General features: G+C 40.0%; 21 protein-coding genes. 14 read left to right on the top strand and 7 right to left on the bottom strand.

From position 1 onward, the window contains the following. On the top strand, positions 1-394 hold a 394-nt coding region (locus tag KFT32_RS25195), incomplete at its 5' end, for a RidA family protein (protein ID WP_249436133.1). 130 nt (positions 395-524) lie between these two features. Here the strand turns inward: KFT32_RS25195 and KFT32_RS25190 are convergent. The 4 genes from KFT32_RS25190 to KFT32_RS25175 all read right to left on the bottom strand — a co-directional run bounded on the left by KFT32_RS25190 (position 525) and on the right by KFT32_RS25175 (position 8,904). Continuing rightward, positions 525-2,861: a glycoside hydrolase family 3 C-terminal domain-containing protein gene (locus tag KFT32_RS25190; RefSeq protein WP_249436132.1), complete on the bottom strand. Its 2,337-nt coding sequence runs from the start codon at positions 2,859-2,861 to the stop codon at positions 525-527. Positions 2,862-2,885: 24 nt separating this feature from the next. Beyond that, positions 2,886-5,651: a glycoside hydrolase family 3 N-terminal domain-containing protein gene (locus KFT32_RS25185; RefSeq protein ID WP_211750137.1), complete on the bottom strand. Its 2,766-nt coding sequence runs from the start codon at positions 5,649-5,651 to the stop codon at positions 2,886-2,888. Between the two features lie 142 nt (positions 5,652-5,793). Then, positions 5,794-8,064: a helix-turn-helix transcriptional regulator gene (locus KFT32_RS25180; RefSeq protein WP_211750136.1), complete on the bottom strand. Its 2,271-nt coding sequence runs from the start codon at positions 8,062-8,064 to the stop codon at positions 5,794-5,796. A gap of 27 nt (positions 8,065-8,091) precedes the next feature. Continuing rightward, positions 8,092-8,904 (bottom strand): MerR family transcriptional regulator, encoded by an 813-nt coding sequence (locus KFT32_RS25175; RefSeq protein WP_211750135.1) that lies wholly within the window; start codon positions 8,902-8,904, stop codon positions 8,092-8,094. 109 nt (positions 8,905-9,013) lie between these two features. Here KFT32_RS25175 and KFT32_RS25170 point away from each other — a divergent pair, with 109 nt between their 5' ends. The 4 genes from KFT32_RS25170 to KFT32_RS25155 all read left to right on the top strand — a co-directional run bounded on the left by KFT32_RS25170 (position 9,014) and on the right by KFT32_RS25155 (position 12,634). Then, the gene (locus tag KFT32_RS25170; RefSeq protein ID WP_211750134.1) at positions 9,014-9,646 is read left to right on the top strand and encodes a GNAT family N-acetyltransferase; all 633 of its coding nucleotides are present in this window, start codon (positions 9,014-9,016) and stop codon (positions 9,644-9,646) included. 143 nt (positions 9,647-9,789) lie between these two features. Further along, the gene (locus KFT32_RS25165; protein WP_211750133.1) at positions 9,790-10,254 is read left to right on the top strand and encodes a hypothetical protein; all 465 of its coding nucleotides are present in this window, start codon (positions 9,790-9,792) and stop codon (positions 10,252-10,254) included. Between the two features lie 138 nt (positions 10,255-10,392). Then, complete coding sequence (locus KFT32_RS25160) at positions 10,393-11,079, top strand: response regulator transcription factor (protein ID WP_211750132.1); 687 nt, start codon at positions 10,393-10,395, stop codon at positions 11,077-11,079. Beyond that, positions 11,069-12,634 (top strand): HAMP domain-containing sensor histidine kinase, encoded by a 1,566-nt coding sequence (locus KFT32_RS25155; protein WP_349304952.1) that lies wholly within the window; start codon positions 11,069-11,071, stop codon positions 12,632-12,634. The genes KFT32_RS25160 and KFT32_RS25155 overlap by 11 nt, the downstream gene beginning before the upstream one ends. Positions 12,635-12,665: 31 nt before the next feature. Here the strand turns inward: KFT32_RS25155 and KFT32_RS25150 are convergent, their stop codons facing one another. Then, a complete protein-coding gene (locus KFT32_RS25150) occupies positions 12,666-13,832 on the bottom strand; it encodes a sensor histidine kinase (RefSeq protein WP_349304951.1) in 1,167 nt (388 codons plus the stop codon). Next, positions 13,825-14,514 carry a response regulator transcription factor gene (locus tag KFT32_RS25145; RefSeq protein WP_211750130.1) on the bottom strand — a complete coding sequence of 230 codons (690 nt, stop codon included), beginning with the start codon at positions 14,512-14,514 and terminating at the stop codon, positions 13,825-13,827. Before KFT32_RS25145 ends, KFT32_RS25150 begins: the two co-directional genes overlap by 8 nt. Positions 14,515-14,658: 144 nt before the next feature. Between KFT32_RS25145 and KFT32_RS25140 the strand changes: the two genes are divergently transcribed. The 6 genes from KFT32_RS25140 to KFT32_RS25115 all read left to right on the top strand — a co-directional run bounded on the left by KFT32_RS25140 (position 14,659) and on the right by KFT32_RS25115 (position 21,141). Continuing rightward, the gene (locus KFT32_RS25140) at positions 14,659-16,038 is read left to right on the top strand and encodes an ABC transporter permease (protein ID WP_211750129.1); all 1,380 of its coding nucleotides are present in this window, start codon (positions 14,659-14,661) and stop codon (positions 16,036-16,038) included. 12 nt (positions 16,039-16,050) lie between these two features. After that, positions 16,051-16,722, top strand: a complete 672-nt coding sequence (locus KFT32_RS25135) for an ABC transporter ATP-binding protein (RefSeq protein WP_211750128.1) — start codon at positions 16,051-16,053, stop codon at positions 16,720-16,722. 23 nt (positions 16,723-16,745) lie between these two features. Further along, entirely contained in the window at positions 16,746-18,689 is a 1,944-nt protein-coding gene (locus KFT32_RS25130) for an ABC transporter ATP-binding protein/permease (RefSeq protein ID WP_211750127.1), read from the top strand. Then, a complete protein-coding gene (locus tag KFT32_RS25125) occupies positions 18,689-20,485 on the top strand; it encodes an ABC transporter ATP-binding protein/permease (protein WP_211750126.1) in 1,797 nt (598 codons plus the stop codon). Before KFT32_RS25130 ends, KFT32_RS25125 begins: the two co-directional genes overlap by 1 nt. 101 nt (positions 20,486-20,586) lie before the next feature. Then, a complete protein-coding gene (locus tag KFT32_RS25120) occupies positions 20,587-20,907 on the top strand; it encodes a YbjQ family protein (RefSeq protein WP_211750125.1) in 321 nt (106 codons plus the stop codon). A gap of 3 nt (positions 20,908-20,910) precedes the next feature. After that, positions 20,911-21,141, top strand: a complete 231-nt coding sequence (locus KFT32_RS25115) for a hypothetical protein (RefSeq protein WP_211750124.1) — start codon at positions 20,911-20,913, stop codon at positions 21,139-21,141. Positions 21,142-21,194: 53 nt separating this feature from the next. Here the strand turns inward: KFT32_RS25115 and KFT32_RS25110 are convergent, their stop codons facing one another. Continuing rightward, a complete protein-coding gene (locus KFT32_RS25110; protein WP_211750123.1) occupies positions 21,195-22,544 on the bottom strand; it encodes a hypothetical protein in 1,350 nt (449 codons plus the stop codon). 558 nt (positions 22,545-23,102) lie between these two features. Here KFT32_RS25110 and KFT32_RS25105 point away from each other — a divergent pair. From KFT32_RS25105 to KFT32_RS25095, 3 genes are all read left to right on the top strand, one after another. Next, entirely contained in the window at positions 23,103-23,858 is a 756-nt protein-coding gene (locus KFT32_RS25105; RefSeq protein WP_211750122.1) for an SDR family NAD(P)-dependent oxidoreductase, read from the top strand. Positions 23,859-23,966: 108 nt separating this feature from the next. After that, positions 23,967-25,226: an MFS transporter gene (locus KFT32_RS25100; protein ID WP_211750121.1), complete on the top strand. Its 1,260-nt coding sequence runs from the start codon at positions 23,967-23,969 to the stop codon at positions 25,224-25,226. A 207-nt stretch (positions 25,227-25,433) separates the two neighbouring features. Continuing rightward, positions 25,434-26,240, top strand: coding sequence for an SDR family NAD(P)-dependent oxidoreductase (locus KFT32_RS25095; protein ID WP_211750120.1), 807 nt, complete (start codon positions 25,434-25,436; stop codon positions 26,238-26,240). The last annotated feature ends 180 nt before the right edge of the window (positions 26,241-26,420 follow it).

The raw sequence follows: 26,420 nt of genomic DNA, 5'->3' as shown, positions 1-26,420 counted from the left end.
AAATAATAATGTAATTAGTAGATATAATCCGGAAAATATAGCGAAACCTGTTGGAAGTTATAGTCATGTAACAAAAGTAAGCAGAAATGCTGAAATGTATGTTTTCTCTGGTCAAATTGGTATCGATCACAACAATAATATCCCCACAGATTTTAATCAACAAGTGACGAATACGATGAGTAATATTGTTGAAATCCTCTCATCTCAAAAGTTGACCCCTGATCATGTCATTAAAATCAACATTTGGGCTACGGAAGAAATCGATTGGGGTCATTTCTATGCCATTTGGAATAAAGTATTCGGTCCTACTCCTCCTTCCATGACGGTAGCTTATATTAAAGGATTAGGTTTACCTGAATTAAAAATTGAATTAGATGTTTGGGCTGCAGGCTAAACACTAAAAATAAACTCTAACAAGAATCAAAATATGTTTCCCTTTGTGCAAAACGAGCCTTAGAAGCGATTCTATAGGCTCGTTTTTCGATCAACGAATAAAGGCCACCAAAATAGGCGGCCTTTATTCGTTATCTATTTATCCAATCCAACACCTTCAAGATTTGCTTTCTACTAATTTTCCCGCCAGTAAAGCGGTCGATTTGACGAAACGGCATATTCAGAACAAAGTAGACATTATTCGCGAGCAGAGGTTTATTGACTGCGTCAAAAAACTTCTTAAAGAATAGCACTACGTGATAGATCGTTTTCCCGAGTCCATTCTTATATCTAGCTTGAGCGATGGTGTCGTTCAATCCAAGATCCTGTTTTGGGTCCCAATAAGGCGATGGCGGTGCGTAACCTAAAAGTCGCTTATATTCCGATTCCGTTACTTCATGAACATGTCCGCTAAAATAATGCGGGAATTGATCCTTCGTATGCTCAGAAGAAACGGAATCCCCCTCGAGCGTAATCTGTTCATGCAAATGAATAGACTGGATCGAACTTCCGATTTGAATGTCATAAGCTCCAGGTTCAACCGCCCAATCGTGAGTCGTCGGATTATAATATGAATAATCACGTTCTGTAAGCTCTATCGTGACACGTTTGCTTTCCCCTGGCTCTAAAAACACCTTTTCAAAACCTTTTAATTCTCGTTTCGCTCTAAATATAGAAGAATCAAGTTTCTGAATGTAGAGCTGTGCAACCTCTTCCCCCGCAACCGTCCCTGTATTCGTAATGGTAAACGAAGCCTGATGCTGTTCAGCCGTTAAATCCGTATACGCAAAAGTTGTATAGGACAGCCCATAGCCAAACGGGAATAATACAGGTTTCTCCGCGGTATCAAAATAGCGGTAACCGATAAAAATACCTTCGATATGTTCTGCTGTTGCCTCCTTGCCCGGATAATAAGGAGCAGAAGAAACATCATTGTATGCGATCGGGAAGGTTTCGCTAAGCTTGCCGCTTGGGTTGTACTCCCCAAGTAAAACACTCGTTAACGCTTCGGCACTTCCTTGTCCGGATAAATAAGTATGAACGATAGCTTTTACATCGTGTACGAACGGCATTTCAATGGCGCCGCCGCCAGCAAGAATAACAACAATATTGGAATTGACTTTCGTTAATGAACGAAGCAAGTCTAGCTGATTCTCACGCAAGCCAAGGTGTGCGCGGTCAACACCTTCCGCTTCGCTGCCTTCGTCTAGCCCGAGGAACAACAGAACCGTATCCGCTTTTTCAGCTAACGTAACGGCTTCCCGTAGTAACCGATCATTACTTCCGCCCATTCGCTTGAAGCCTTGCGCGTACCCAACAATCGGCAAGCCAGATTGACTCAGCACATCGCAGCTATTTGATAACTTAGCAGGATTAATAAGCGAGCTTCCTGCCCCCTGATAGCGAGGGTTTTTGGCAAAATCACCAATAATCGCAACTTTTTTATCTCTAAGCGGTAAAATATTGTCCTCATTTTTCAATAACACAATCGAACGCTTGGCAGCTTCAACCGCTTTGTCGTGGTGCACATCATAATCAATACGCTGCGTGTCGCGATCGTGCAGCTGGGTAGCAAAGACTAGCTCAAGCAGACGATCGACCGCTTCATCCAGCACTGCTTCGGCCAGCTCATTGCTTCTTACGGCTTGCACAATTTCTTGATCCGTAATCCCATTCGTCGAAGGCATTTCCAATTGATTTCCTGCCTTAAGCCCTGCAACGCGGTCGTTATTTCCGCCCCAGTCGGTAACGGTGACACCACTAAATCCCCATTCTCCGTACAAAATATCCTGTAGCAAATGGGTGTTTTCATTGGCGAACGTCCCGTTCACTTTGTTGTAAGAGGTCATGATGGTTCTCGGCGCACTCTTCTCTACAACACGTCTGAATCCTTCTAAATACAACTCCCTTAATGAGCGTTCATCTACAACTTCATCAATCGTCATCCGCATATGCTCTTGGCTGTTAACCGCAAAATGTTTGGGGCAGGCAGAAATACCGTTCGCTTGAATGCCTTTAACCATCTCGCTCGCTAATTCTCCCGTTAAATAGGGGTCTTCTGAAAAATATTCAAAGTTGCGTCCACATAAAGGATTCCGTTTGATGTTTAATCCAGGCCCAAGCAACACGCTCACTTTTTCACTAGCTGCTTCTTTGCCAATCGTTTGGCCAACATCATAAATCAGTTGTCTGTCCCAACTATTAGCCAAGGTTGCCGCCGTCGGGAAACAAGTGGCAGGCAGACTTTTATTTAAACCTAGATGGTCTGCCTTTCCCCCTTGCTTCCTTAGACCGTGCGGTCCATCTGTGAGCATAATGCTTGGAATATTCAGGCGCTCGATTGCTTTTGTATTCCAGAAATTTGCGCCAGACATTAAAGACGCTTTTTCTTCTACTGTCATGCTTTCAATTAATGTTCTATACTTCAATCTTTTCACCCCGTATTCCAGCGCCTATGATTCGAATAAGTAGGTTTGCAGGATCGTGTACAACACATGATGAACACTTGTGCGAACTCCGTTTGCAATACCTGAAGGATCCTTCTCGTACGCTTCTTTTAACAATTTTTCATTTTTACTTGGCGTCATAATATCGAGCATGATGTCATTTCCAGCCACAACCGCATCCGGCGCTTTCATAAAACCAAAGACTGCATCACTCGAAACAAACCCTTCAAAGCCCCATTCTTTGCGTAGAACGTCATTTAACAACACGGAATTCGCTCCGGCCCACTTAGTCCCGATGATCGAAAAGCTAGACATTGCGCCTAGAGGACTGCTTTCTTTGACTGTAATCTCAAACGGCTTCAAGTAAATTTCGCGCATCGCTTGCTCATTGGCCCATATCAGATTCCCTGAACGAGCATTTGTTTCTTGATCGTTTAGCGCAAAGTGCTTCATGAAGGCAATAATGCCTTGGTCCTCAGCACCATTTATCATTGATGCTGCCATTTTTCCTGAAAGCACTGGATCTTCGGAGAAGTATTCGAAGTTACGACCGCCTTGTGCCGTACGGTGAATATTCATCCCCGGTGCATACCAGCCTTGAATGCCATATGCTCGCGCTTCTTTGCCGACCGCTTCTCCCATTTGATACGCCAGATCATTGTTCCATGTAGCTGCAACGACGATTTCAGACGGATATGATGCAGCTTCGATAGGCTTAAAGAAGTAACTGAATCCAGCAGGTCCGTCCATCAACAACGTTTTTGGAACGCCCAAACGGTCTATAGCCATCGTTCGATAGGCACCATTTGCTACATAATCGATCATCTCTTCCAATGTAAACTGATCTAAGAAAGCATCCCATTTCGGATCATCAAAAGCTAAGCCTTTCAAATCCTTAAGTACTAAGCCGTTATCGGCACCAACCGTCGGCATTTCTAGATTTGAAACTTCCGGCTCTTTAGAGAATGCGTCAAGCACATATTGCGGTGCTTCATGACTAATATTTTCATCGGAAGGATACGTCTTCTCCCAATCATTCCGTGATAAATACGTGATTTCGCCTTTTGCTAAATCAAAGCGATTTTCGTAAGCCGTCTTGGTATCCTTATCTTCTTTATAAATCTTTTTCTCTGCCAGCTCAAAGTCATAGCTTGCTACGATATCATGGACGTTACGAGCTACTTTAATCTCATAAGTACCCGGGTCTAATACATATGCTTCTTCTACGTTCATATCATAAGAAGCCATCTCTTCGGTAGCGAACGAAAGGGTGAGCACTTCGGATTGGCCCGCTTCCAGCAGAGACGTCTTTGCATAGGTGGCCAGTTCAATTGCCGATTTTTCAATACCGCCTGCAATATATGGAGCCGAATAATAAACTTGAACAACATCTTTTCCGGCCCGATCGCCAACATTTTTCACTTCGACTTGCAGTTCCATCTTTTCTTCTGACAATGTTTGGCTCAGGACCTTCCATTCGAAATCTGTGTAGCTTAATCCGTGTCCATAAGGATATAAAACCGTATCTTGATAGCCTGCTTCGTCATTTACATAGAAGGTTTCATAGAAACGGTAACCCACATAGATACCTTCTTGATAATTGAGAAATGAGTATTCCAAATTATCGTATTTGTAGTCTCCAAAGTTCTCGCTTGCCGGAGCCGATGAATTGTCATAGACATACGTATCCGTAATACGACCCGATGGATTGATATTCCCTGCAAGAATATTTCCTAATGCGTTTGCCCCGTAAGGACCAGGTGTTCCTATCCACAATACCGATTTAATGGATTCGTATTCATCTACGAAACCAAGCTCCAGTGCATTTCCCGCATTGATCACAATCGTCACATTTTCAAAGCTTTGTGCTACCTTTTCAATCAAGGCACGTTTGTTTTCTGTCAATTCCAGCTGCTCAGCTGTCGCATCGCTAGCTTCTGTGCTCTCACTAGCAATAACAATGAGCGCATTTTCCGAATAAGCTTTTGCTTGTGCTATCGCTTCGTCCGATAAGTAATCGATTATGGGTTCATCGCTTGAATTCCCGCCTAACATGCCTTTTACAACTTGAACGATTCCGGTGCTTGCCTTAGCACCTACCCCCGCTTTTGCACCGACTTCTTGATACAACTCATAAAGCTCGGTATTGTACGCAATATCGGCATTTTCCAACCCTTTGAAAAGATTAACCGCACGGGAAGTATCGCCCGCACCCGATCCTCCGCCACCATATCGTAAATCTAATGCCGCTACTCCGAAGACGTTAAGCTTTTTATCCTGTAATGGAAGCTGTTTCTTTTCATTCTTCAATAAGACAATGCCTTCATTCGCGATTTCTTCCGCTATTTTCCCTCCGTGCTCGCGTGCTGCAAGCGCCTCAGGTGAATCGGTTACGGCCGTGATATGTTTGGCTGTTAGCGCATCGATAATGCCAGAAGCAATGGGACCGAATTGCACAAACAGTAATATGACAATAAGCCCCGCTATCGACCAGCCAGCGAAACGCCTTGGTCTGTTTTTAATTTTCTTGTATCGCTTCGCTTCTCTTTTTAATGCTCTGCGATTTTTGCCGCTTAAAGCTTTCATCTCCATTTTTCTTTGTTGCTTTTGTTCTTTTCGTAATTGTCTGTCCTGTTCTAAGGCTGCTTTACGTTCCGCTTCCGGCAGAGCGTTAATTTCTTGTTTTCGCTCTCGCTGCTTCGCCTTATCTTCCTTCACTTTTTGCACGATCTCTTTTTTTTGTGCTTGTTTGGTTTTAAAATAGTTCAACATGGCGACACCCCTCGGTTTCGTCTTTCATTTTCCTCAATCTTAATATAGCGCTTACATTTTCACTATGAGGATCTTGTCGAAAAAAAAGCTAAATATTGCGATCATCCGATTTTTCACAAAATCGAAAGAGCAACATTTAGCATTAAACGTTCGTTTTTTCTAGGTCAATCATAACGATCCCAAATATCGGAACTTCGAATTCAAGTGTATAATTTCCCTTTATGTTCAAGTGTTCAACACTTCTCGAAGGTCGATTGATTGCATTCCAATAGGTAATATCTTCAAAGGACAATTTTTTACATTTCCTTAAATCCGCTAGGTCAGATCGCTGATCTACCTGCTCAGGCGTCAATCGTTGCTTGGTCAATCGATACGTTCCTTCTAAGTTTGTAAGGTCTAGCTTTACGAAAACATAAGGACTTTTTGCCTTATGCCAAGCTAATTTGGATTGTTCATTGTTCTGATTGACAATCAGATGTACCTCTTCCTCTGGATAAACGGTTAAAATGCGATAATTCTCTTGCCGCTTTGTCACGATACAAGAGTTGTTTTTAAACACAAGCTCATCAAACAGGCGACTCGCAAACTCTGTCGCGTACCAATTGTCCTTGTAACGACCATCCGGTGTGCATAATGACATCTTACTCGCCAGTTCATCAGGAAAATACTCAAATAGCTTGGCCGAATCGAGCGACAACGGCGGAAAGTAGTGGCCAGCTATTTGGCTACGATTCATTAAGCTCATGTATTGCCAAATAATTGCGTTTGCTTGCGCTAGATCCGAATAGGCGTGTAGATAATCATCGTTTTCGTAAAACAGCATTCGGTCCAAAATACGGTTCTGACTTTTCATGTTCATATTCTCACCAATAACCCGAATAAAAGCTTCGTCGAATAGATGATGAAGTGCAGCTTCGAGTGAAATCTTGCGCATACGTGTCCAGTCATCAATGCAATAAACGGTATTATGGCAATCTGTATCAAGCGACACGGCATCTTCGGGAGCCTTGGGAAAATGAATGACCACGTTTTTATATCCTTTAAAAGTTGAAATCGCATTCACTAGCGGCTGACATAATTCCCCGCTACTTTGCGATTCATAAAAACAGCGGAACTCGTACATCCATTCGGAGTTTGTCATATAATTTTGCTGCAAATGGAGATTTAATTGCCTAATCACTTTCCCGAACCATTCCTTGTTATGGAATCCTCGCTCTTCCCAATCATCGAAATCTATAGATTGAAATTGAAGGTAGGGAAACATGCCGGCTGACACAATCTGCTGCAACATTCGATCCAGCTCTCTAAACGAACAAACAAGCTGGCCTTCATTTAGTTGTATCTCCACTTTTTTGATGATTCGGTTGACCGCTACCCACTTCACCCCAAAGCGCTCCCGTACTTCGATCAATCGGCTATCTTTAAGTTCGCCCTTTACTTTGAGTACATGACTCACCTTTGAATACTGACCAATCGTTTTTTGCAAATCCAGTTGAACCTCGATGCGATCCGGAACATTAGATGAGTTAGCCGGTAATTCGCCTAGAGACACATATGGAGATAGTAACGCTAATACATCTTGGGATAGTTCCCCGTCGGCATGATTCTGCACCGCTCTAATTTGACGCTCTTCGCGAAATTCAGCGGGTGTAAGCTTATATCTTATTTTAAATGCCTCGTTAAATGAGCGTACATTGGGAAATCCGTTGGCTAAAGCGATCATGACAATCTTGTCGTTCGTACTCTCCAGCATGCGTAAGCTATGAAACAATCGTACTTCTTTAATGTAGTTTCCGATTGAAATTCCTAGCTGCTTTTTAAAGGAATGGGCCAAGTAGTATTTGCTACTATAAAACTTTTCAGCAATCTCGTCCAAACTCAGTTTCTCGGCATAATTAACATTGATATAAGATACAATTTCTTTCACCTTATCCGAAGCAGCGTGCACTTGCTCCTTTTCGTCTACCCACCCAAGGTGCCGGTGGAACAGTCCGATTAAATGTTTCGAATACCCCTCGATGATATAATCAGAACCGACTCCTGGATAAATCATCTCGACGTACAAATACGCCATACCATTTTTCACAAGCTCATATCCGTCTTTTTTGTACACCATCGATAGTGGCATGTTAAGTTTAAATGGAGGAAACTCCTCTTGATACTCACTCGTTAGAAACTTTACCGTGAGCGTCACATTCTCTTCACTGCCAATCACACGAACAATATCACCTTTATTCAAAACAAAAATATCGCCTGTCCGAATCAAAATATCCGAACCATTTCGCATAATTTCCAGGTAACCGGAAAGTACAAACCATGCTGTTAACTGCGTCATGAGCAGAAAATCGACTTCCTCAATCGTTTCGATTGATGCCAGTACGAATTTATTAATTTCATTTTTGTTCTTGTTCAAATTCAAAATAACTCCTATTCATCCATTTTAATTCAGATTATCGTTTTCGATTAGCATTTGGATCTGACAACTGTAGGATTGCGTATCAAACAGATCGTTATATAATTCGATCTCGATATATTTTTTTACGTTCAGACTGTTTTTTTCTACATAGTCTAATACTTTTTTTACGCGTTCCACTTCGTTTTCCTTACGATAAGCCCAAGTTACATACCTTCCTTCCGGCAGGATTTGCACACCTGAATCGGCTTCTGTGCTTTTGTCGCCTTCAAAACCATGAAACACATAGCGAGGTTCGAGTTCCCCCTCCGCATTCAGGAAGTACAGAATGCCTCTCTCCATTGTCATTTTTTTTTGCTGACTCCGTATGATCTTCTCCAACTCGGAATAATACAACAGCTCCTTCAGACTGCCTGCTTCCTTGCATGGAGCTGTCAAAACATAACGCTTCTCAAAAAATTGAATACCGATCTGATCCTGATTTAGTATTTCTTTTGAGGACTCGACACTCTTGTTTAAATTGTCAATATTTTGAATAACCTCTTTCACTTGGTTCAGATTTTCTTCCGCTTCCTGTCTCTTCAGTTGCAGAAATTCGATTAATTTGTCAGTGTTACTTTCTTTAAAAATCTCTTGAAGTTCTTTAATACTGGTGCCAAAAGAACGGCAGCCTTTAATGACGTCTATATAAATAAATTGATCTAAAGAATAATACCGATAACCTGTCGTGGGATCGATATCCCTGGGAACCAGGATGCCCATTTTGTGATAATATCTCAGGGCTTTTATAGATACCTCTTTTAATTTGGAAACTTCACCGATCGAAAACAGGTTTTTCATTTAAGTCCTCCTTCGTTACATTCTCCATGCCCTTCCTTGACTCTCTTCTAAGGGGAGACTTTAAGATCATTATAAAGGAAGTCACCATTAGAAAGGAAAGTGCATCCACATGTGTGAGGTTACCTATAGAGAGATTATGAAAGCTGATTATGACCGCATCAAAGAATTAATAAATGAAGCATTCGGTATCCATGACCTTATTCAAGACAACAAATTTTTAGATGTCATATTGAACCTCTATTTACAAAGCTGTATTCTGGACAGTTCTTTCAGCAAAGTCGCTGTAAAAAACAACCGGGTCATTGGTATTATTCTTGGCAAAGCCCAAATAGATAAACATTGCTTAGCGAAAACACATAATCGTTTAAGTCTTGCGAATGCCTATTTCAAAATCATCACGGCGAATAAAGAGAATAAAAAAGCCGCTAAAGAACTGGAGAAGGTTCAAAATACGTATAAGGAAATTATTCAAGGAAAAGAAGACGATTTTCAAGGTTATATCGAGTTGTTCATTGTATCTGGGGAATCGAGAGGTCTTGGCGTGGGAAAAACGCTGATGCGCCATTTGTCCGATTACATGAGAAGTATGGATGTAGAATCAATCTACGTGTATACAGACAACAGATGCAACTATGGATTTTATGAGAGCCAGCAGTTTACAAGGCTGAATGAAAAAGAAATATTTTTGGATTCCGTCCAGAGTAAACTACTTATTTTTCTATATGGTCAACATCTTAAGTAACGATTGAAAGCGAGGCACCACACAATAACTACCAAGTTAAGCATATGTAGCCATATTCCTGACACATTCAGAAGTTACATTTAGTAATGTGCTAACTGCACACTGAAATGGTAATACACACCACACTCTAGGAGGAATTGAATATGAAAAAATCACTAACCATCGCTTCACTTGTACTTGCTGTATCTGCTGTCGGAACATCTGCATTTGCATCCAGTGACATTGGAATTGAAAAAATCAATAATCCCAGTAAAGCAATCAGTGTTAATGAAGCAGCAAAATCGGATAACGTCGTAGACCTCGTTAAAATGGCAAAAGAAAAAGGCATCACGGTAGATGAACTGATCGCTCAGCTTGAAAAGGAAGGTAAGTTAACTAAAGCCGCTTCTTTAACTGAAGCTACAAAAGCTACAGGCTCTAACGACTCAACGATGGACAGCAAAGCAACTACAATCACACAATCCAGTGAAGCTATCAGCTTAGACGAAATGGCGAAAGAAAAAGGCATCACGGTAGATGAACTGATCGCTCAGCTTGAAAAAGAAGGAAAGCTCGTGAAAGCTGAAAAAACTACAGCATCCACACAAGCAGAAAAAAACAATAAATAACAAATAAAGCGAAGCTAGAGCTGTCACAAAAGTAAACTTCTACTCAGGAGAGCTTTTGGGACAGCTCTGTTGTTCCATAGAATAGATTTTAGTTAGACTAGTACTATGAAACAGGATTATGGAAGGATGGTTATTTCCTTGAAGCGAGTATTGATAGTAGAAGATGAACTGCCGATCGCAAGCTTACTTCAAGCCTATTTGGAAAAAGAGGGTTATGAAGTAATGTGGAATTCGGGTGAGGGTGAAATTGATGTGATGGAGCAGTTTCTCAGTTGGAAACCCGATCTCGTATTGTTAGATCTTATGCTTCCGAATGATCAGACCGGAATTGATATTTTGCATCAAATTAGGCAACTAGGAAGCTGTCCCGTCATCATTCTTACAGCACGCGGAGCTGTACCAGAGCGTCTTCAAGGATTTGACAAAGGGGCGGACGACTATATTGCCAAGCCATTCGATCCCCAGGAAGTCATGGCACGCATTCAAGCAGTACTTCGCCGTTCAGTCTATATGATAGATTCGAATATTATGCGGCTCGGTAGTTTGGTTATTGACGCGAGCACTCGGACGGTTACCGTCGGAACTGAGCAGATCTCTTTGCTTCCCCGTGAATATCAACTGCTTACTTTTCTAGCGGAGCATCCAAATCAATGCTTTGAACGCGATCATTTACTTAATCAAGTGTGGGGAATCGACTTCGAAGGTGGCGATCGTTCTGTCGATACCTCCATTAAACGGCTACGTAAGAGTCTCCAACAATGGCCAGCAAGCGAGGGTGAAATCGAAACAATAAGAGGAATGGGGTACAGTATCCGTGTTTACTAAGCATCCAGGCAAGTCCATACACAACAATGTAGAAGCTAAGCCGCAAGCTACCTCTGTTTCCTTGGTGCGATATTGGACATGGCGCTATATGATGATTCTACTCATTATGCTTATGGGGATAGGTTTATTGGGCATGTACTGGATTCGAATGAGTACTGTGGAACAGCAGTTTCAGCTACTTGAGGCAAGATCTGCAATGATGAGCGATTCATTCAGCAAAATGGACGATTTTATGCAATTAGGCACTATGGTGTCACCTGCACATTCTTCAGAAAAAATGCCACCAACCCCCACAGAAAATATCCCATTGCAGGAATCGATTCCTTCGATCCCCGTGGAATTCATTCCTTCGATTCCGGATGGTTATCAATTTCAACTATTTAACCTTTCAGGTGAGATGATTTATTTTTTCAGCAATTCATACGCGGAGCAAGGAGTCTACCTCTACTCCCCGCCAAAACAAAACGAAGTCCTTTCAGGCGAAAAAATTCGTGAGAAGATCGATACACCGTCTGGAAAGTGGCTACGAGTCGGTGTACCCTTCTATAAACACAACCAAATTTCAGGAACGCTCTATATGACCGCCCAATATAACGAGAGTAGTTTACCCCAAATATACGGACTCATTGTGGTTACATTTGGGCTTATTACCTTATGCGGCTGGGCTGTCGTTTTCGTATTGTCCCGCTCTCTCACAAGGCCACTCATACAACTGGCTAGTGCAGCTAACCAACTTTCATCAGGTAATTACCAGCCGTATTTGCCTGATCCGAGCCTCGTCAAGGAAAGTGAAATTAGTGGACTTATTCAGGCTTTTCACGAAATGACTGAACGTCTAAACCAACTTGAACGTATGCGTACCGATCTGCTCGCAGGAGTTTCACATGAGCTGCGTACGCCGATTACCTCAATCCGCGGTATGCTCCAAGCTATTCAGGAAGGCGTAGTCACAGGAAGCAAAGCGGATGAGTTCATAAATATTGGGTTAAATGAAGCAAAACGGATGCAAGTGATGGTGAACGATCTGCTTAATTTTTCTTCAATGGAGTCAGGTGTGATTCACCCTGAAAAGTCTCAGGTCTTACTTGAGCCACTAGTAAAGGAAATCATTCATCAGTTCCATACAATTCAAGCATCTGCACCTGTTCAAGTGGAACTTGAGGTGCTTCCTTCCGATTTGCTATGTACCTGTGATCAATCACATTTGAAGCAAATTTTCCTCAACTTGCTAAGTAACAGCGCCGCAGCTTCGGCTACAATCATCAAGATTACGGCAAGATCGACTGAATCGATGCTCACTATCGATATTTCTGACAATGGAAAAGGGATTGCTCCCGATGAAGTTCCATATATTTTCGAACGCTATTATAGAGGAAACAGTCGCCGCAAGAAAAAGCAAGGACTCGGTCTCGGGTTGTCGATCTGCCGGTTACTCGCCCAAGCAAACAGCGGAACAATCGAATTACTCCAAACGGCATCGACAGGTACCTTATTGCGGCTGTCATTCCCTGCGTATCTTAATGAAAATAAACAAAAGTCGTTCAATCACCGTTGATTGAGCGACTCACAATTCGTTTCCTTATCCCTCAGAATTGCTTCTTTTCCGACCCTTTTAAGATGACATTAAAGCAAGTTCCGCCATTTTCATTATCGGTAACCGTAAGCGTACCATGATGCTTTTTAATAATGCTATCAACAATCGAAAGTCCCAAGCCTGCACCACCTTTTTGACGGGAGCGTGATTTGTCAACACAATAAAAAGGTTCAAATATATTCTTTTTGTTTTCTTTAGCGATGCCGATGCCTGTATCCTTGATCTGAATTGAAACCTGTTCTTTACCTAATCTATTTACAATAACCTCAACCGTTCCGCCCTCAATGTTGTACTTAATACCGTTTTCCACAAGGTTGTAAAATGCACGATACAATAAGTCCGTGTTTCCAAATATAACGCTATGATCACAATCTAAGGATAGCGTAACCTGGTTATCTTTAGCTATGTGAGAGAGCTCAGAGATAATATCCTCAAAAATATCCTTTACGTAAATGCTGCTTTGCTCACCGATATCGTCCATATTTGTCATGTCCAAGAGGTTACCTACGAGTCCTCTCAAGCGATGGGTTTGCTTTTCAATAACATGGATAAGAGCATCATATTCCTCTTTGGTATGATCCGTTTTCTTCTTAAATACATCTACCTTTGTTTGTAATACAGCAAGCGGTGTTCTAAGCTCGTGGGCGGCATTTGCGGAAAATCGTCCTTGCATCATAAAAACATGATCTAACTTATCCGTCATTTCATTAAATGTCACCGTAAGCTCTGCAATTTCATCCTTTGTAGGCGGCACAGATAATGTTTCAGATAGATTATGTACATTTATGTTTTTCACTTGACCATTTAATGTATCCAGAGGTTTCAATGCCTTACCCGCAATATAGTAGGTTAAGAATCCCCCGAGAATAACAACTAACAACATATACATAATACTATCCATTTTAAAATCCACTCTTGCTTGCTCGGAATCAGCAGATGGAGTGGTAGGAGCCATACCAATTGCCGGTGGTTGAAAGCTTTCATCAACCGATCCATCTTCCCCCACCTCTTGTGCTGGTAACACAAGAGATGCGCTAATCCTTGTAGCCATTCTATCAGCAGATATATTAAGTATTAGGGTAAGACCTACACAACAAATCGTTAAAAGAGCAACCGTCATCACCGTAAGTCGCAATCGAATTGGCATTTTCTTAAGCATGAACATCACCGCCCCCTTCTGATAAAAAATATCCTTCTCCGATTTTTGTTCCAATGGGGTCGTAATTTAAAACAGATTTTAGTTTTTTTCGGAGCGTTGCAATATGAACCCGAATCGCACCACTAAAGCTATCCGCATGCTGATCCCAAACATGTTCAATCAGTTCTTCTTGGCTGACCACTCTATCTTTGTTAAGCAAGAAATATTCAAGCAGTGCAAACTCTTTTTTTGTAAATGAGATTTCTTGCTCATCAACAACTGCAATACGCTTTGATAAATCCACCTTCATTGCACCGCAGGAAAGCATACTACTTTCTTGCACAAACTTTCGCCTTAACAAATTTCGTATTCTTGCTTCCAGCTCAGCGAAATCAAATGGCTTTACCAAATAATCGTTTGCCCCTATGTCTAAGCCCTTTACTTTGTCATGAACACTACTTCTTGCACTGAGAATAAGTACCTTTAATTCAGGCTTTTCATCTCGTATCTTTTCCAAAACCTCAAGTCCATCCATTTTGGGAAGATTCAAGTCAAGTACAACCAAATCGTAATTCACTTCATAGATAAGCTCGTAAGCAGCTTCACCGTTATCACAAGTATCTACAGCATAACCATCTATTCTAAGCCCATCTGCAATCGCTTCTTGCAAATCAAGTTCGTCCTCTACGACAAGTATCCTCATACACAAATCACCTCTTTTTTTATAGTGTACCTCAAGTATGTGTTAAATCTTTGTTAAGCATTTAATGCATAACACAACCATCCTTAACAGGAATTTAACATCGTTTGTAATACGATGGTTTCAACAACTTGGGGAGGAACAACAATGTATATTTTCAAGAATGCAATTAAAAACATAGGAAGAAACAAAGGAAGAAACCTTTTAATAGGTGTTGTATTGGTCATTATCGCTATCACTTGTGTAATTTCACTGGTAATTAACAGTGCAACAAGTAGTATCATAACCGATTATAAAAATCAGTTTGGTAGTGAAGTTAATGTTGAGCTTGATTATTCAAAGCTTTACGAAGATGGGATTACAACAGATTTCCCCGAAGTAACCCTAGATCAGCTTAAAAAATACGCAAGTTCCGAGTATGTAAAAGACTATTACTTTTATTTAGAAGCTCCAGCTGTGTCAAAAAAAATCAATGCGATAAATCAAGAAGGGAATGCAGAAGTTCAGGGTAGCGCAAATGCTGAAGGTGGTGGTCCTGATATCGGCCCTCCAAATTTAAAAGTAATTGGAAGCTCGTCCTATGAATTATTTGAAGAATTTAAAAAAGGCGAACGCAAAATTATAGAAGGAAAAATATTTGAAAAAGATGATGAAATTGTTATTAGTGAAAATTTGGCACAGAAAAACAGCTTAAAAGTCGGGGATGTCATCACTATTCGTTCGATCGCCGATGCGAATAAAGATATTACCCTTACAATAACAGGCATTTATAAAGATCTAACCAAAGACAACACCGGTGACTTTGCCTTTAAAGACCCATATATGACAAGAAACAATGAAATCTTAACGACGTACGAAACAGCAACGAGACTAGTAGGAAAACAAGCAAATACAATGTCACGCATTAAGTATTTCTTACATTCCCCTAGTGATTTGGATGTTTTTGTAAAAGATGCTCAAAGTAAAGGACTCAGTAAATATTACTCCTTAACCAATAACGAATATCTGTATAAACAGATTGCAGGACCTGTTGAAAGCGTGCAAAAGATAAGCACCGTCTTCTTAATCGTAGTGCTTATTTTAGGCGGTATTATTCTTGTTCTACTTAATCTCATTGCTCTAAGAGAGCGTAAATATGAAATTGGTGTTTTGAGAGCTATCGGAATGAAAAAAACCAAGGTTATTAAATCCTTGTTATATGAATCAATTGTTGTAACCATGCTTGCCATTACTGTCGGACTTGGAGTGGGCAGCTTTGCAGCACAGCCTATATCGGACAAACTGCTAGCCGACCAAATTGAGCAAAGACAAGAACAAATGGAGAATATGGGAGGTAATTTAGGCGGATCCGGTGTGGCTATGCCGAATACAGATGAAATCATTAACTCATTACATGTGAAACTGGACGCATGCGTTATTTTAGCGATGTTCCTTATTGGCAGCTTGCTTGTCATCATCTCAAACTCCATGTCACTTGTGTATATCACAAAATATGAGCCTATAAAAATATTATCAGAAAGAAATTAAGGAGGTCATAAAATGAATGTACTCGCAGTAAAAAACCTTTCCTATGTCTATGATGGCACTAAAAAGAAAGTTCTCAATGAGATTAACATTGAATTTGAGCCTAAAAAAACATATGCAATCGTCGGCAAGTCAGGTTCCGGTAAAACGACACTTCTAGCGTTGCTATCAGGGCTTGACCTCTGTAAAGAGGGCGAAATACTTTATAACGGTGAAAATATAAAAAAGATTGACCGTGATAACTATCGTTCTAACAAAATCGGTGTTATTTTTCAAAGCTATAATTTGCTTACGAATGCCACAGCCATTGACAATATTATGCTCTCCATTGACATTAGCGGTATGAGTGTAACGAATAAAAAACAATATGCTTATTCCTTATTGCAGAGTGTAGGAATTGATAAAGAAACCGCGGATCGAAAGGTACTAAAATTAAGCGGCGGTGAACAACAGCGAATTGGTATTGCAAGAGCTCTATCACACAATCCTGGCATCATCATTGCAGACGAGCCAACGGGAAACTTAGATACCGAAACCGAAGATAGCATTATGAAAATACTTACTTCCCTTTCAAAAAAGGAAAACAAGTGTGTAATCATTGTAACGCACTCCAAAAAAGTTGCAGACTATGCTGATGAAATTTGGGGTATTTCAGATGGGAAACTAGCACTTGTAAAGAAAAACTAGCAAAACTGAAAGGGGAAAATAGAATGTTTGAAATTAAGAACGTATCCAAACAATATAACGGCGAATTCGCATTGAATAATATTTCCTTCACAATGGGAAAAGGATTGAATTTTATAGTCGGTGCTTCGGGGAGCGGTAAAACAACTCTTTTGAAAATCTTAAGCGGTATGGAGCAACAATTTGACGGTGAGGTTTACTATTGCAATAAACGTATTAAACAATTAACCTCCAATGAAAAAAGCTATTTCTACAACAATGTGTTCGGGTTTGTTTGGCAGGATTTTAATTTACTCGAAGATTTTTCGGTCTTAGAGAATGTGTTGTTACCACATTACTTAAAAAATAATCAAAATCAAAAGTACGCCGAAACCATTTTAAAAGACCTTAATATATTTAACCTTGCTCATCAAAAGGTGAAAAATCTATCTGGCGGTCAAAAACAGCGTGTTGCCATCGCAAGAGAGCTTATGAAAAATCCACAGGTTATTATTGCGGACGAGCCAACCAGTGCCTTGGATGAAAAAACCGCAAAAACAACCATGGATATTCTGAAAGCTATTTCTAAGAGTAGAACCGTCATCGTCGTAACTCATGATACTTCTTTGATCACGTCTAAAGATAACGTGTATGAGCTTGATAAGGGTGAGCTTATCTCCAAACCTGAAATTGTACCTGGCAAAAGTTCCGAGCTTAAAGTACAGAACAGCCATCGTTTATCTATAAAGAATGCTTTTACACTTACAAAGTCGACTATTAAACGCAAATTCGGACGATTTGCAATAGCTGCTTTAACTCTTATGGTAGCAGGGATATTACTCCTTACCACTGTAAATGGGACGGTGGAGAATAGTAGTCAAGGTGAATTTGACAAGCTAATTGATACGTATGGCCAAGGACTTAATGATATTACTGTAGTTAGTAGTTTCATGAGTGTGGGAGGAGCAGACGGCAATATGGAAGAACAGCCAGACGCTAATGTAAACCAGGACATTGGTGGACTATATGATAAATATGTAGGCGATCAGCGTGTTGACTTTACTGCTTTTTTACAAGCGTTTGACGATATTAAAGTAACGGTTAGCGGCAAAGAATATCAAATACAAAGCACAGGCAGTTCACCGGCAATCAATAAGCTGGTAGCGGGAAACATGCCGACAGGTAAAGGCAACGAGGTTATTGTCCCAGAAAGTTTTGTTAAAACACTCGGAATATCAAACGAGCAGGCAATAGGCAAAGAAATTGATTTTAACGGCTCTATTTACAATTGGGACACTGGAGAGCCTGTCTTAAAAGCTGCATCTATAACCGCAAAAATCGTAGGCGTTGCAGATACTTCGCAATTTATTGAATATGAAGGCAACATAACAGAGTATGCCGTTACTGACGCTTTCTTCTTCAGCAAATCCGCACTTGACGATTTGAGAGGACAAGCAGAAATTAATAATGACACCATGAATTTTCTTATTCGAGCAAAGACTCCGGCTGATATGATTTCCATTAAAGACGAGCTTAACGAAATAGGTATTGTGCCTCTTGGCAGATTTGAACTTGTTGAGGATCTTGTTCGATTAAACGAGCAAACAACGGAACAGTCAGGTTCTGCAAGTGTACTCATCGGAATATTGTCTGTCGTTATGGTTGGTGCGATCTTCCTGATTACAGGTTTTATGAGAAAAAGAGAATTTGCAATTTATAAAGTCAGTGGCTTTAACCATGCTCATCTGAGCCTGCTTAACTTAACCGAAATGATAACAGCAACCATTGCAGCGATCTTGTTGATGCTTGTTTCTTCACCTCTTATCGATCTAGCCACTACAGGCTTGTTCGACGTAAACATTCTTAATTCAGAAATGTTGTTAACCGGCGTCCTGCTGATTGCTGTATTAGCCGTTGTGGCTTACTTTATAACTGCTGTTACTATCATTAAGACCAATACAACCAAAGCTTTGAAGACAGGTGACCGATAATGATTCAAATAAATAACCTAATAAAAAGCTATAGTAATTCACTTGTTTTTGATGATACAAGCTATACATTTCCAAGCAACGGACTCACTTGCCTGTTAGGTGCATCCGGCTCTGGTAAAAGCACGCTGCTAAATATGATTGCAGGCTTTGACAGTAAGTATAGCGGTGATATAACCGTTTGGGATACTTCTATAAGCAAAATGAACGCAGATGAATTGTGTGCTTATCGTAGAGATCATATCGGATTTATCTTTCAGAATTATCATCTTTTAAGCGGATATACCGTACTTGAGAACATCTTGCTTGCTTGTGAGCTAAATACTTCAAGTGAAGAGGTAAATAGACAAAATGCGATAGAACTGTTAAACAAATTAGGATTGTCACAAAAGACGAATGAAAAAATCGAAAATCTTTCGGGCGGTCAGAAGCAAAGAGTTGCTATTGCAAGGGCGTTAATTAGTAACCCTCGTATTATCTTAGCGGATGAGCCGACGGGGGCGTTAGATCGTAACAACTCAGATGAGATCATGAAACTATTAAAAGAAATTTCAAAAGACCGCTTGGTTATTGTGATTACTCATGATCAGAAGATTTGTAGCTATGCGGATGATGTTATTTATATCGAGAGCGGAAAATTGATTGCAAAAAATATCGACACGCAAACAGACCGTACTGGTGATCATAGTCTCAGCTTAAATATGGCTAACAAAGTATCTGCTTTCAAGCTAGGGCTTAAGAACTTCAAGGTTCATATCACACGCTATATCGCTGTCAGTTTGGCCATTTCCATCGGTATCCTTGCGTTCATATTGTCCTTATCTTCAGGGAATATTATGGACAAATCCATTTCCGATTTTAAGGATAAAAACACCGCTTATAATAACGGATATATCAAAGGCGAGGATAACGGAACCGTTTATAAAATGCTGAGTTCTGATGGGCGCATCGAAAATGTATATTATCAATACAAAATAACAGATGTCACTTTAAGCTTGGGCGATAAAACCGAAAAAATGGCAGAGAAATACCCAATGCCAAAAGCTACGGAAAATATGTCCTACGGTACGATGCCAAAAGCTGGCCAACAGGAAATTTCACTTAGCCCAAGCCTTGCTAAAAAGTTTGAGAGTGATATTCGTAACTTGATTGGCAAAGAACTTACCTTAAAATATGGCGTACATGAATATAGGCTAGCGATAAGCGGTATTTTTAATGCTGGCTACGATGACTTCTTTGTAAGTTCCGATATTGAACAGCAATTTTATAAAGATGTGGAGAGTGGAAAACACTACTCCATTAGTTACGATGTAAAGGATTTTGAAGATATCGTTCCCGTAAGTCAAATGCTTGCTGACCAAAAAATAGAAAGTAAAGATTCAGCCAAAGAAGTAGGAGCTTTGCAAAGTACATTCAACAGTCTTAGCCGCTTGTTCTTAATCGTTTCCATATTAATTTTAGCCATTGGACTTTTTATTAGCACAGTACTACTCATCAAACTGCAAAATTCGAGATACAAGGAATTAGGGCTGTTATCGGCTTTGGGATTTAATAGAGGAACCATACGAAAAATGATTGTCAGCGAAAATCTGCTTCTATCGGCAATGTCGGCGATCTTAAATGCTTTCCTCGTTGTCTGTGCTTATGTAATCAGTACCGTTTTTAATCTAGCAATGATCATTACGCCATTACAAATCATGCTGTCTATACTTTCTACAGGCGTTGTTGTTATTGTGATTAGCATAATAGCCAGCCATAACCTAATCCGTACAGAGCCTGCTGCAGCCTTGAGAAAGTAATGTCACTAAGATATTTCTTTTGTCCGATATGGAAAAAATAATGTTTTCAAAACTATAGTATATAATAAATAGAAAGTATTTATTATAGGGGTGGATTCCATATGATCATCGTAACAACCGAGAATGTTGCTAATCATCAGGTTACAGAAGTGCTAGGTCCAGTGTTTGGTTTAACAGTAAGAGCCCGAGGCCTTGGGAAAGATATCGTTGCTTCTCTAAAGGGACTCGTAGGCGGAGAAATAAATCAGTATACAGAAATGCTTGAAGATGCTAGAAAACAAGCCATGGATCGTATGGTGAAAAACGCTACTGCCATGGGTGCAAATGCGATTATCATGATGCGATTTGACTCTGGTGAAATCGGTCAGAATATGAGTGAGATTGTAGCCTACGGGACAGCTGTTATCGTGGAAAAGGAATAACCAATGGAGTGGATTATAGGGGTATACGGCATCCAATTCTTAATTCTGATTGTTTTAATTATCGGATCGTGGTTCGTATGGGATCGCCGTTTCAAAACAAAACACGGTAGTCAAATTCCAGAAGGATTCATACGTACAAATGAGATATCCATTGATCCAACCACTGATAAAAGATTAGTCGTTTATTTCAATCCAGAATCCGGCGAGCGCTTTTACAAAGAAGAAAGCAAATAAAATGAAAAGGCACCCATTGTAAAATAGGTGCCTTTTTCATTTTTTATTTTGTTTTATCCGCACTTACTTATGAATGGCTCAATCGCTTGCTGAATAGAAGCACGTTCCTGTTGCTTCCACTCATCATCAATTCTTTCTTCCCATATTTCTTCATCATTTAAAAATTCACTTATTTTCATAAGAGGATAAACATCTTCACGTGTTATGCAATGGATACGCGCATGGTTAACGAAGCGATAAAGAATCGCGCTTTCAAATAAATAGTCTTCGGCCTCAGGGTCTATCTCTTCATATAATAGCGTTTGGATGATAAGGCCTACTCCATCATATAGCTCTTTTGAAATCGTCTCTTCATATAATGCTACCGCAAGTTCTCCATTGATAGCACACGTATAAGCTAAATAATCGTTCGGAATGATATTCTCGCAGCCCTTGGTCAGCAGCCACTGTTTTATTTCTGGCGTAGTTGCTTCCAGCTCTTCAATTGCAGCAATTTTTCCATAACCATGGACAGACTGAGCGAGTTTCCAAATTTGCTCATTTGCTTGCTTGGTTCCATTTTTCAACGCGAATATGACATATGCGGTGAATTCCTCATGCATACCTAAGGTGAATAGTCGTTCTTTATATGATTCACAATTCGTACAACCAAGTACGGTGATTGAAAATTTTACAACCTCTCTATGCGCTGCATGTTCAAGAAGCCATAATGCCTCCTGCTGTACGAGAGTTTCGTCCCACTCAGCCTGTTGGAACCGTTCAATGAATTCCTCACGATAACTAGCGATATTATCAAAAATAATATGCTCGTATGTCGCTTTTCGTGTTTTGTTCGTAGGGTGATTGATCTGTTTTTTAAATAACTTTAGTAGTTTTTTCACATAGAATGGAGTAGGTATGTCATCTACCATATGATCAGATAAGCCAGCGGCCACTCGCGGATGATTCTCATCATAGAAGTACTCGTCATCTGGTAATCGATCATCTGTTATTTTGTTGTGTGTTTGAACTTGTTGCTCAATAAAGGGAACAATTTCGTCTTTATGGTTCCACGGAAGAAAATCGAGTTTGAAGGAATCATCAAGCACTGTATCATTGTCGATTTTGACAATACAATTAAACCTGATGTAGCCACCAAGTTTAACGGAAACCGTATGCTCTACTCCATCTCCCAGATCAAGAACTCCTGATAGTTTGGAATAAGGCATGATATGTGAAAATATAGATTTTCGTTTATTCGTATTAACCGTAATCCCATCTATGATCAGAATCTCTTCTTTTAACTTGTGTAAAACCTCAATATCATGCCCTTTATAATCAATCCTCCACGTTTTATGTACTTCTTTTTCTACATCTTTCATTGCATTACGCATTTCGCGTTTAAATTCATCTTTAAAACCCATAATGTCCTTCTTTCGTGTATTAAATATTTAACTATAAAAGTATAAATGATTTTAAACCATCAGCATACCATGAAAAAATGCACTACACTCTGCTCCTGGCGAATCTAGTTATGGGATACCTATGGCTAGTCAGCTAGAAATATTGAATTGATACAGCAGCCAATATAAATTTCATTAAAAAAAATATGAAAATATACCCTTGGGAAATTTTATTCATAGTTAGCAATACCCTCCGTAAATTTGTATATATGTCTGTTTTTACATAAATAAATAACCTAAAAAGTAAAAACTTCCTATTTAAATGGAATTATATAGTCGATTACGATCTGTTTTAAAAATGTTCAAAATTTCACAAACTTCCATGCTATATAAGGCTTTATCGACTCCACAAGTTCTTTTTTTCACAATATTGACACAAAGTAATAGAGGGGTTATTATTGAGCAAGATTCAACTTACAAAAAGGAAGTAACTTTACTATATCGAGCTTTTTGATCGACATATTTTAGAACCAATCGCAACACGAAAACAACATTATCTACTCGAAGGAGACGACAACGATGAAAAAACTAGAAGGAAAAATCGCAATTATTACGGGGGCAGCAGGTGGTATTGGTAAAGGTATAGCAACAGCTTACGTTAAAGAAGGCGCAACAGTAGCCATTATCGATTTAAACGCTGAAGCTGGGAACCAAACAATTAAAGAACTACAGGAGTATGCGCCTGAGTCTATCTTCATTCAAGCAAATCTAGCAGAACATGAAAAATTAGCAGATATCGTTAAAACAGTCGCTGAGAAGTTCGGAAAAATTGACATCTTGGTCAACAATGCACATGCATCTCGAATGAATTCGATTGCAGACACAACTCAAAAAGATTTCGATCTATCTTTTGACACTGGTTTCTATCCAACGTTCTACTTCATGCAAGCAGCACTACCTTATCTAAAAGAAACAAAAGGTAATATCATCAACTTTGCATCTGGCGCTGGAATTAATGGAGACGTTAATCAAGTTTCATACGCAGTTGCAAAAGAAGCGATTCGTGCATCTACTCGCGTAGCAGCAAATGAATTTGGTCCTTTCGGTATTAATGTAAACATCATTGCTCCAATTGCTAAATCACCTGGTTTGGTTCAATGGGCAGAGGAAAACCCAGAGTACTATCAAGGTATGCTTTCTAAGATCCCTATGAGAAGACTTGGCGAACTAGAAGGCGATATCGGACGTGTAGCGGTATTCCTAGCAAGTGAAGATTCTGCTTATATTACTGGTCAAACCATTATGGTTGATGGTGGATCTATCAAAATGCGTTAATTCTTATATCTCAATAAAATGAAATACGAACTATATATTAAAAATATAAATTGATGGATATGAAGCAACTTTGGGTGTTTCATACAACGAGAAGATGAGGGAAAAATCATGAATCACAACAAGAAAAAAATCCATTTTGCATGGTGGGTATTATTAGGCCTTGCTCTAATGGTTGGTGTTGCAAAAGGCGGCGTTATGACGGCCGGCGGGCTATTTTTGACACCTGTAACAGAAGATTTGGGTATTGGTATGGGAAGCCTATCCTTATACTTTAGTATTTCATCGATAGTAACGATGATATTCCTTCCTATTGCAGGTAAGATGATGGGTAAATATGATATTAGATTGCTTTTAATCGGAGGCGTTATTTTACAAGCCGGATCATTCGCAATGTTTGGACTTATGAACTCGGTATGGGGTTGGTACTTATTCTCGATTCCTATGGCGATTGGATCTATTTTTGTAACTCAAATGGCGGCACCTGTACTCATCAACAATTGGTTTAAAAAACATAATGGCTTAGCAGTGGGGATTACGGTTGCTTCAGGTGGTATTTTCGGGGCTATCCTTCAACCTATGGCAGGTAATTTGATCGCTAGTGATGGCTGGAGATATACCTACATCTTCTTGGGCGTCTTAGTAATGGCGGTGGTTATTCCAACTGTTATCTTGACAATCAGAATGGCTCCAGGGCAAAAAGGCTTACAAGCATTAGGCGCAGATGAAGTAACGGATGAGAATAAAACACAAGCAACTCCAGCTCAAGGTATTGCAGCAGCTGTAGCGAGAAAATCAACTGCATTCTATGCACTACTTCTATTCTTCTTCTTCATTACTTCCATCGGAAGTTTCGGTCAGTACGTAGCACCATTTGCAATGGGAATTGGCTATGATGTCACATTTGCAGGTAGTACAATGGGTGGCTGGTCAATTGGTGTAATGATTGGGGCACTAGCTTTCGGTGCATTATCAGATAAAATAGGTGCTAGAAATACAGCGATCTTTGCAATGGCACTAGGATTAGTTCCAATTGCCTTACTGACAACGGTTCCTGAAAACCCAATTATCTTTAATATTGCTATTGCTATCTTTGGATTCGTAGTCGCTTCAATCGGAACTTTAGGACCACTACTCACAACAGCATTGTTTGGTAATAAAGAGTATGCACAAATCTACTCTTCAGCTGTTATCGGACTAGCTGTCGCAGGTATCGTAGCTCTACCAGCATACGGTTTCATTGCTCAATTGACAGGTAGCTATTCATCCATATTGTATGCGGTTGGGGTTATGTTAATCGTAAATATTGTATTGCTAGTCATCGCTTTCAACGGTAAAAAGAAACTAGTAGAAGCAGGACAATGGAATTAATAACCTAGGCTAGACATAGAGTAATAAAAAAGCGTCAAAGGACACGAAACGGTTTCTTTGCATTAATTTATACCAGATACTTCGACGTCTAATACTTCGATGTCTAATATTTATATATTTAATATCTCAACACTGTTTTCGATATACTTTTTCCATTTAAGTGTAGTACACAATCATGATTTTTCATTACTAAGGAGGATGCAAATAATGACACGATTGAAAGGCAAAGTAGCGCTGATCACTGGAGGCGCTTCAGGCATAGGCTTATCCACTGCTAACCTAATGGCACAAGAAGGAGCTAAAGTAGTCATTGCTGATTTTAATGCTGAAGGGGCAAGAGAAGCCGCCGAGAATATTAAAAACCAAGGTGGCGAAGCAGTAAGTGTATTTCTTGATGCCGGAGATGAAGTATCCATTAAAGAAGCTGTCGAATTTACAGTACAGCAGTATGGTAAATTAACGACTCTGTTCAGCAATGTTGGTTCGACTAATCTAAAAAAGGATCTCGATATCGTTAACGTTGATCTTGATGAGTGGGATCGGCTCATGAATATCAATTTAAAGAGTGTGTTATTGGGGTCCAGATTCGCTATCCCCCATATGATTAATGCTGGTGGAGGCTCAATCATTAATACAGCTTCCATGGCAGGATTTGCTGGAGATGCGGTTCGGGTTGCTTACGGGGCCTCGAAGGCGGGTGTCGTCAATCTTACGAAATATATTGCTACCCAATATGGTAAGCACAACATTCGTAGTAATGCAGTCGCACCTGGATTGATTTTGACGCCGGCTGCCAAGAATAATATGCCTTCCGAAGTATTGGATATCTTCGAGAAATATAACGCGCTACCTTATCACGGTGAGCCGGATGATATCGGACATACGGTTGTGTTCCTGGCTTCAGATGAATCCAAGTTTATTACCGGACAGACGATACAAGTAGAGGGCGGACATTATATTGCTAATCCAACTGCCCCTGATTTCGAACAATTTATGAAAATGGCACAGCAATAAAACAGTTGAAACGTACAGCCAAAATCAGATGAAAACCATATGAGCCACATCAAGATAAAAATCCACTGACCATAAGCATCTATGGCTGTTTAGGGTCAGCGAATCTATTAAACTACGTTAGGAGCATGCAAAATGGGAAAATTAAATAACAAAGTAGCTATCATTACTGGAGGAGCTTCC

Source organism: Paenibacillus sp. Marseille-Q4541 (genome assembly GCF_018310695.1).
In the GTDB taxonomy this organism is placed as follows: Bacteria; Bacillota; Bacilli; order Paenibacillales; family Paenibacillaceae; genus Paenibacillus.
Note: the sequence above shows the minus strand (reverse complement) of the source record. Positions and strands in the feature narration are given on the sequence as shown.

Excerpts from the sequence above, each read along its gene's own strand:
- KFT32_RS25185 (WP_211750137.1), bottom strand. The coding sequence starts at position 5,651 with ATGTTGAACTATTTTAAAACCAAACAAGCACAAAAAAAAGAGATCGTG.
- KFT32_RS25175 (WP_211750135.1), bottom strand. The coding sequence starts at position 8,904 with ATGAAAAACCTGTTTTCGATCGGTGAAGTTTCCAAATTAAAAGAGGTA.
- KFT32_RS25170 (WP_211750134.1), top strand. The coding sequence starts at position 9,014 with ATGTGTGAGGTTACCTATAGAGAGATTATGAAAGCTGATTATGACCGC.
- KFT32_RS25165 (WP_211750133.1), top strand. The coding sequence starts at position 9,790 with ATGAAAAAATCACTAACCATCGCTTCACTTGTACTTGCTGTATCTGCT.
- KFT32_RS25150 (WP_349304951.1), bottom strand. The coding sequence starts at position 13,832 with ATGCTTAAGAAAATGCCAATTCGATTGCGACTTACGGTGATGACGGTT.
- KFT32_RS25145 (WP_211750130.1), bottom strand. The coding sequence starts at position 14,514 with ATGAGGATACTTGTCGTAGAGGACGAACTTGATTTGCAAGAAGCGATT.
- KFT32_RS25140 (WP_211750129.1), top strand. The coding sequence starts at position 14,659 with ATGTATATTTTCAAGAATGCAATTAAAAACATAGGAAGAAACAAAGGA.
- KFT32_RS25135 (WP_211750128.1), top strand. The coding sequence starts at position 16,051 with ATGAATGTACTCGCAGTAAAAAACCTTTCCTATGTCTATGATGGCACT.
- KFT32_RS25130 (WP_211750127.1), top strand. The coding sequence starts at position 16,746 with ATGTTTGAAATTAAGAACGTATCCAAACAATATAACGGCGAATTCGCA.
- KFT32_RS25125 (WP_211750126.1), top strand. The coding sequence starts at position 18,689 with ATGATTCAAATAAATAACCTAATAAAAAGCTATAGTAATTCACTTGTT.
- KFT32_RS25120 (WP_211750125.1), top strand. The coding sequence starts at position 20,587 with ATGATCATCGTAACAACCGAGAATGTTGCTAATCATCAGGTTACAGAA.
- KFT32_RS25115 (WP_211750124.1), top strand. The coding sequence starts at position 20,911 with ATGGAGTGGATTATAGGGGTATACGGCATCCAATTCTTAATTCTGATT.
- KFT32_RS25110 (WP_211750123.1), bottom strand. The coding sequence starts at position 22,544 with ATGGGTTTTAAAGATGAATTTAAACGCGAAATGCGTAATGCAATGAAA.
- KFT32_RS25105 (WP_211750122.1), top strand. The coding sequence starts at position 23,103 with ATGAAAAAACTAGAAGGAAAAATCGCAATTATTACGGGGGCAGCAGGT.
- KFT32_RS25100 (WP_211750121.1), top strand. The coding sequence starts at position 23,967 with ATGAATCACAACAAGAAAAAAATCCATTTTGCATGGTGGGTATTATTA.
- KFT32_RS25095 (WP_211750120.1), top strand. The coding sequence starts at position 25,434 with ATGACACGATTGAAAGGCAAAGTAGCGCTGATCACTGGAGGCGCTTCA.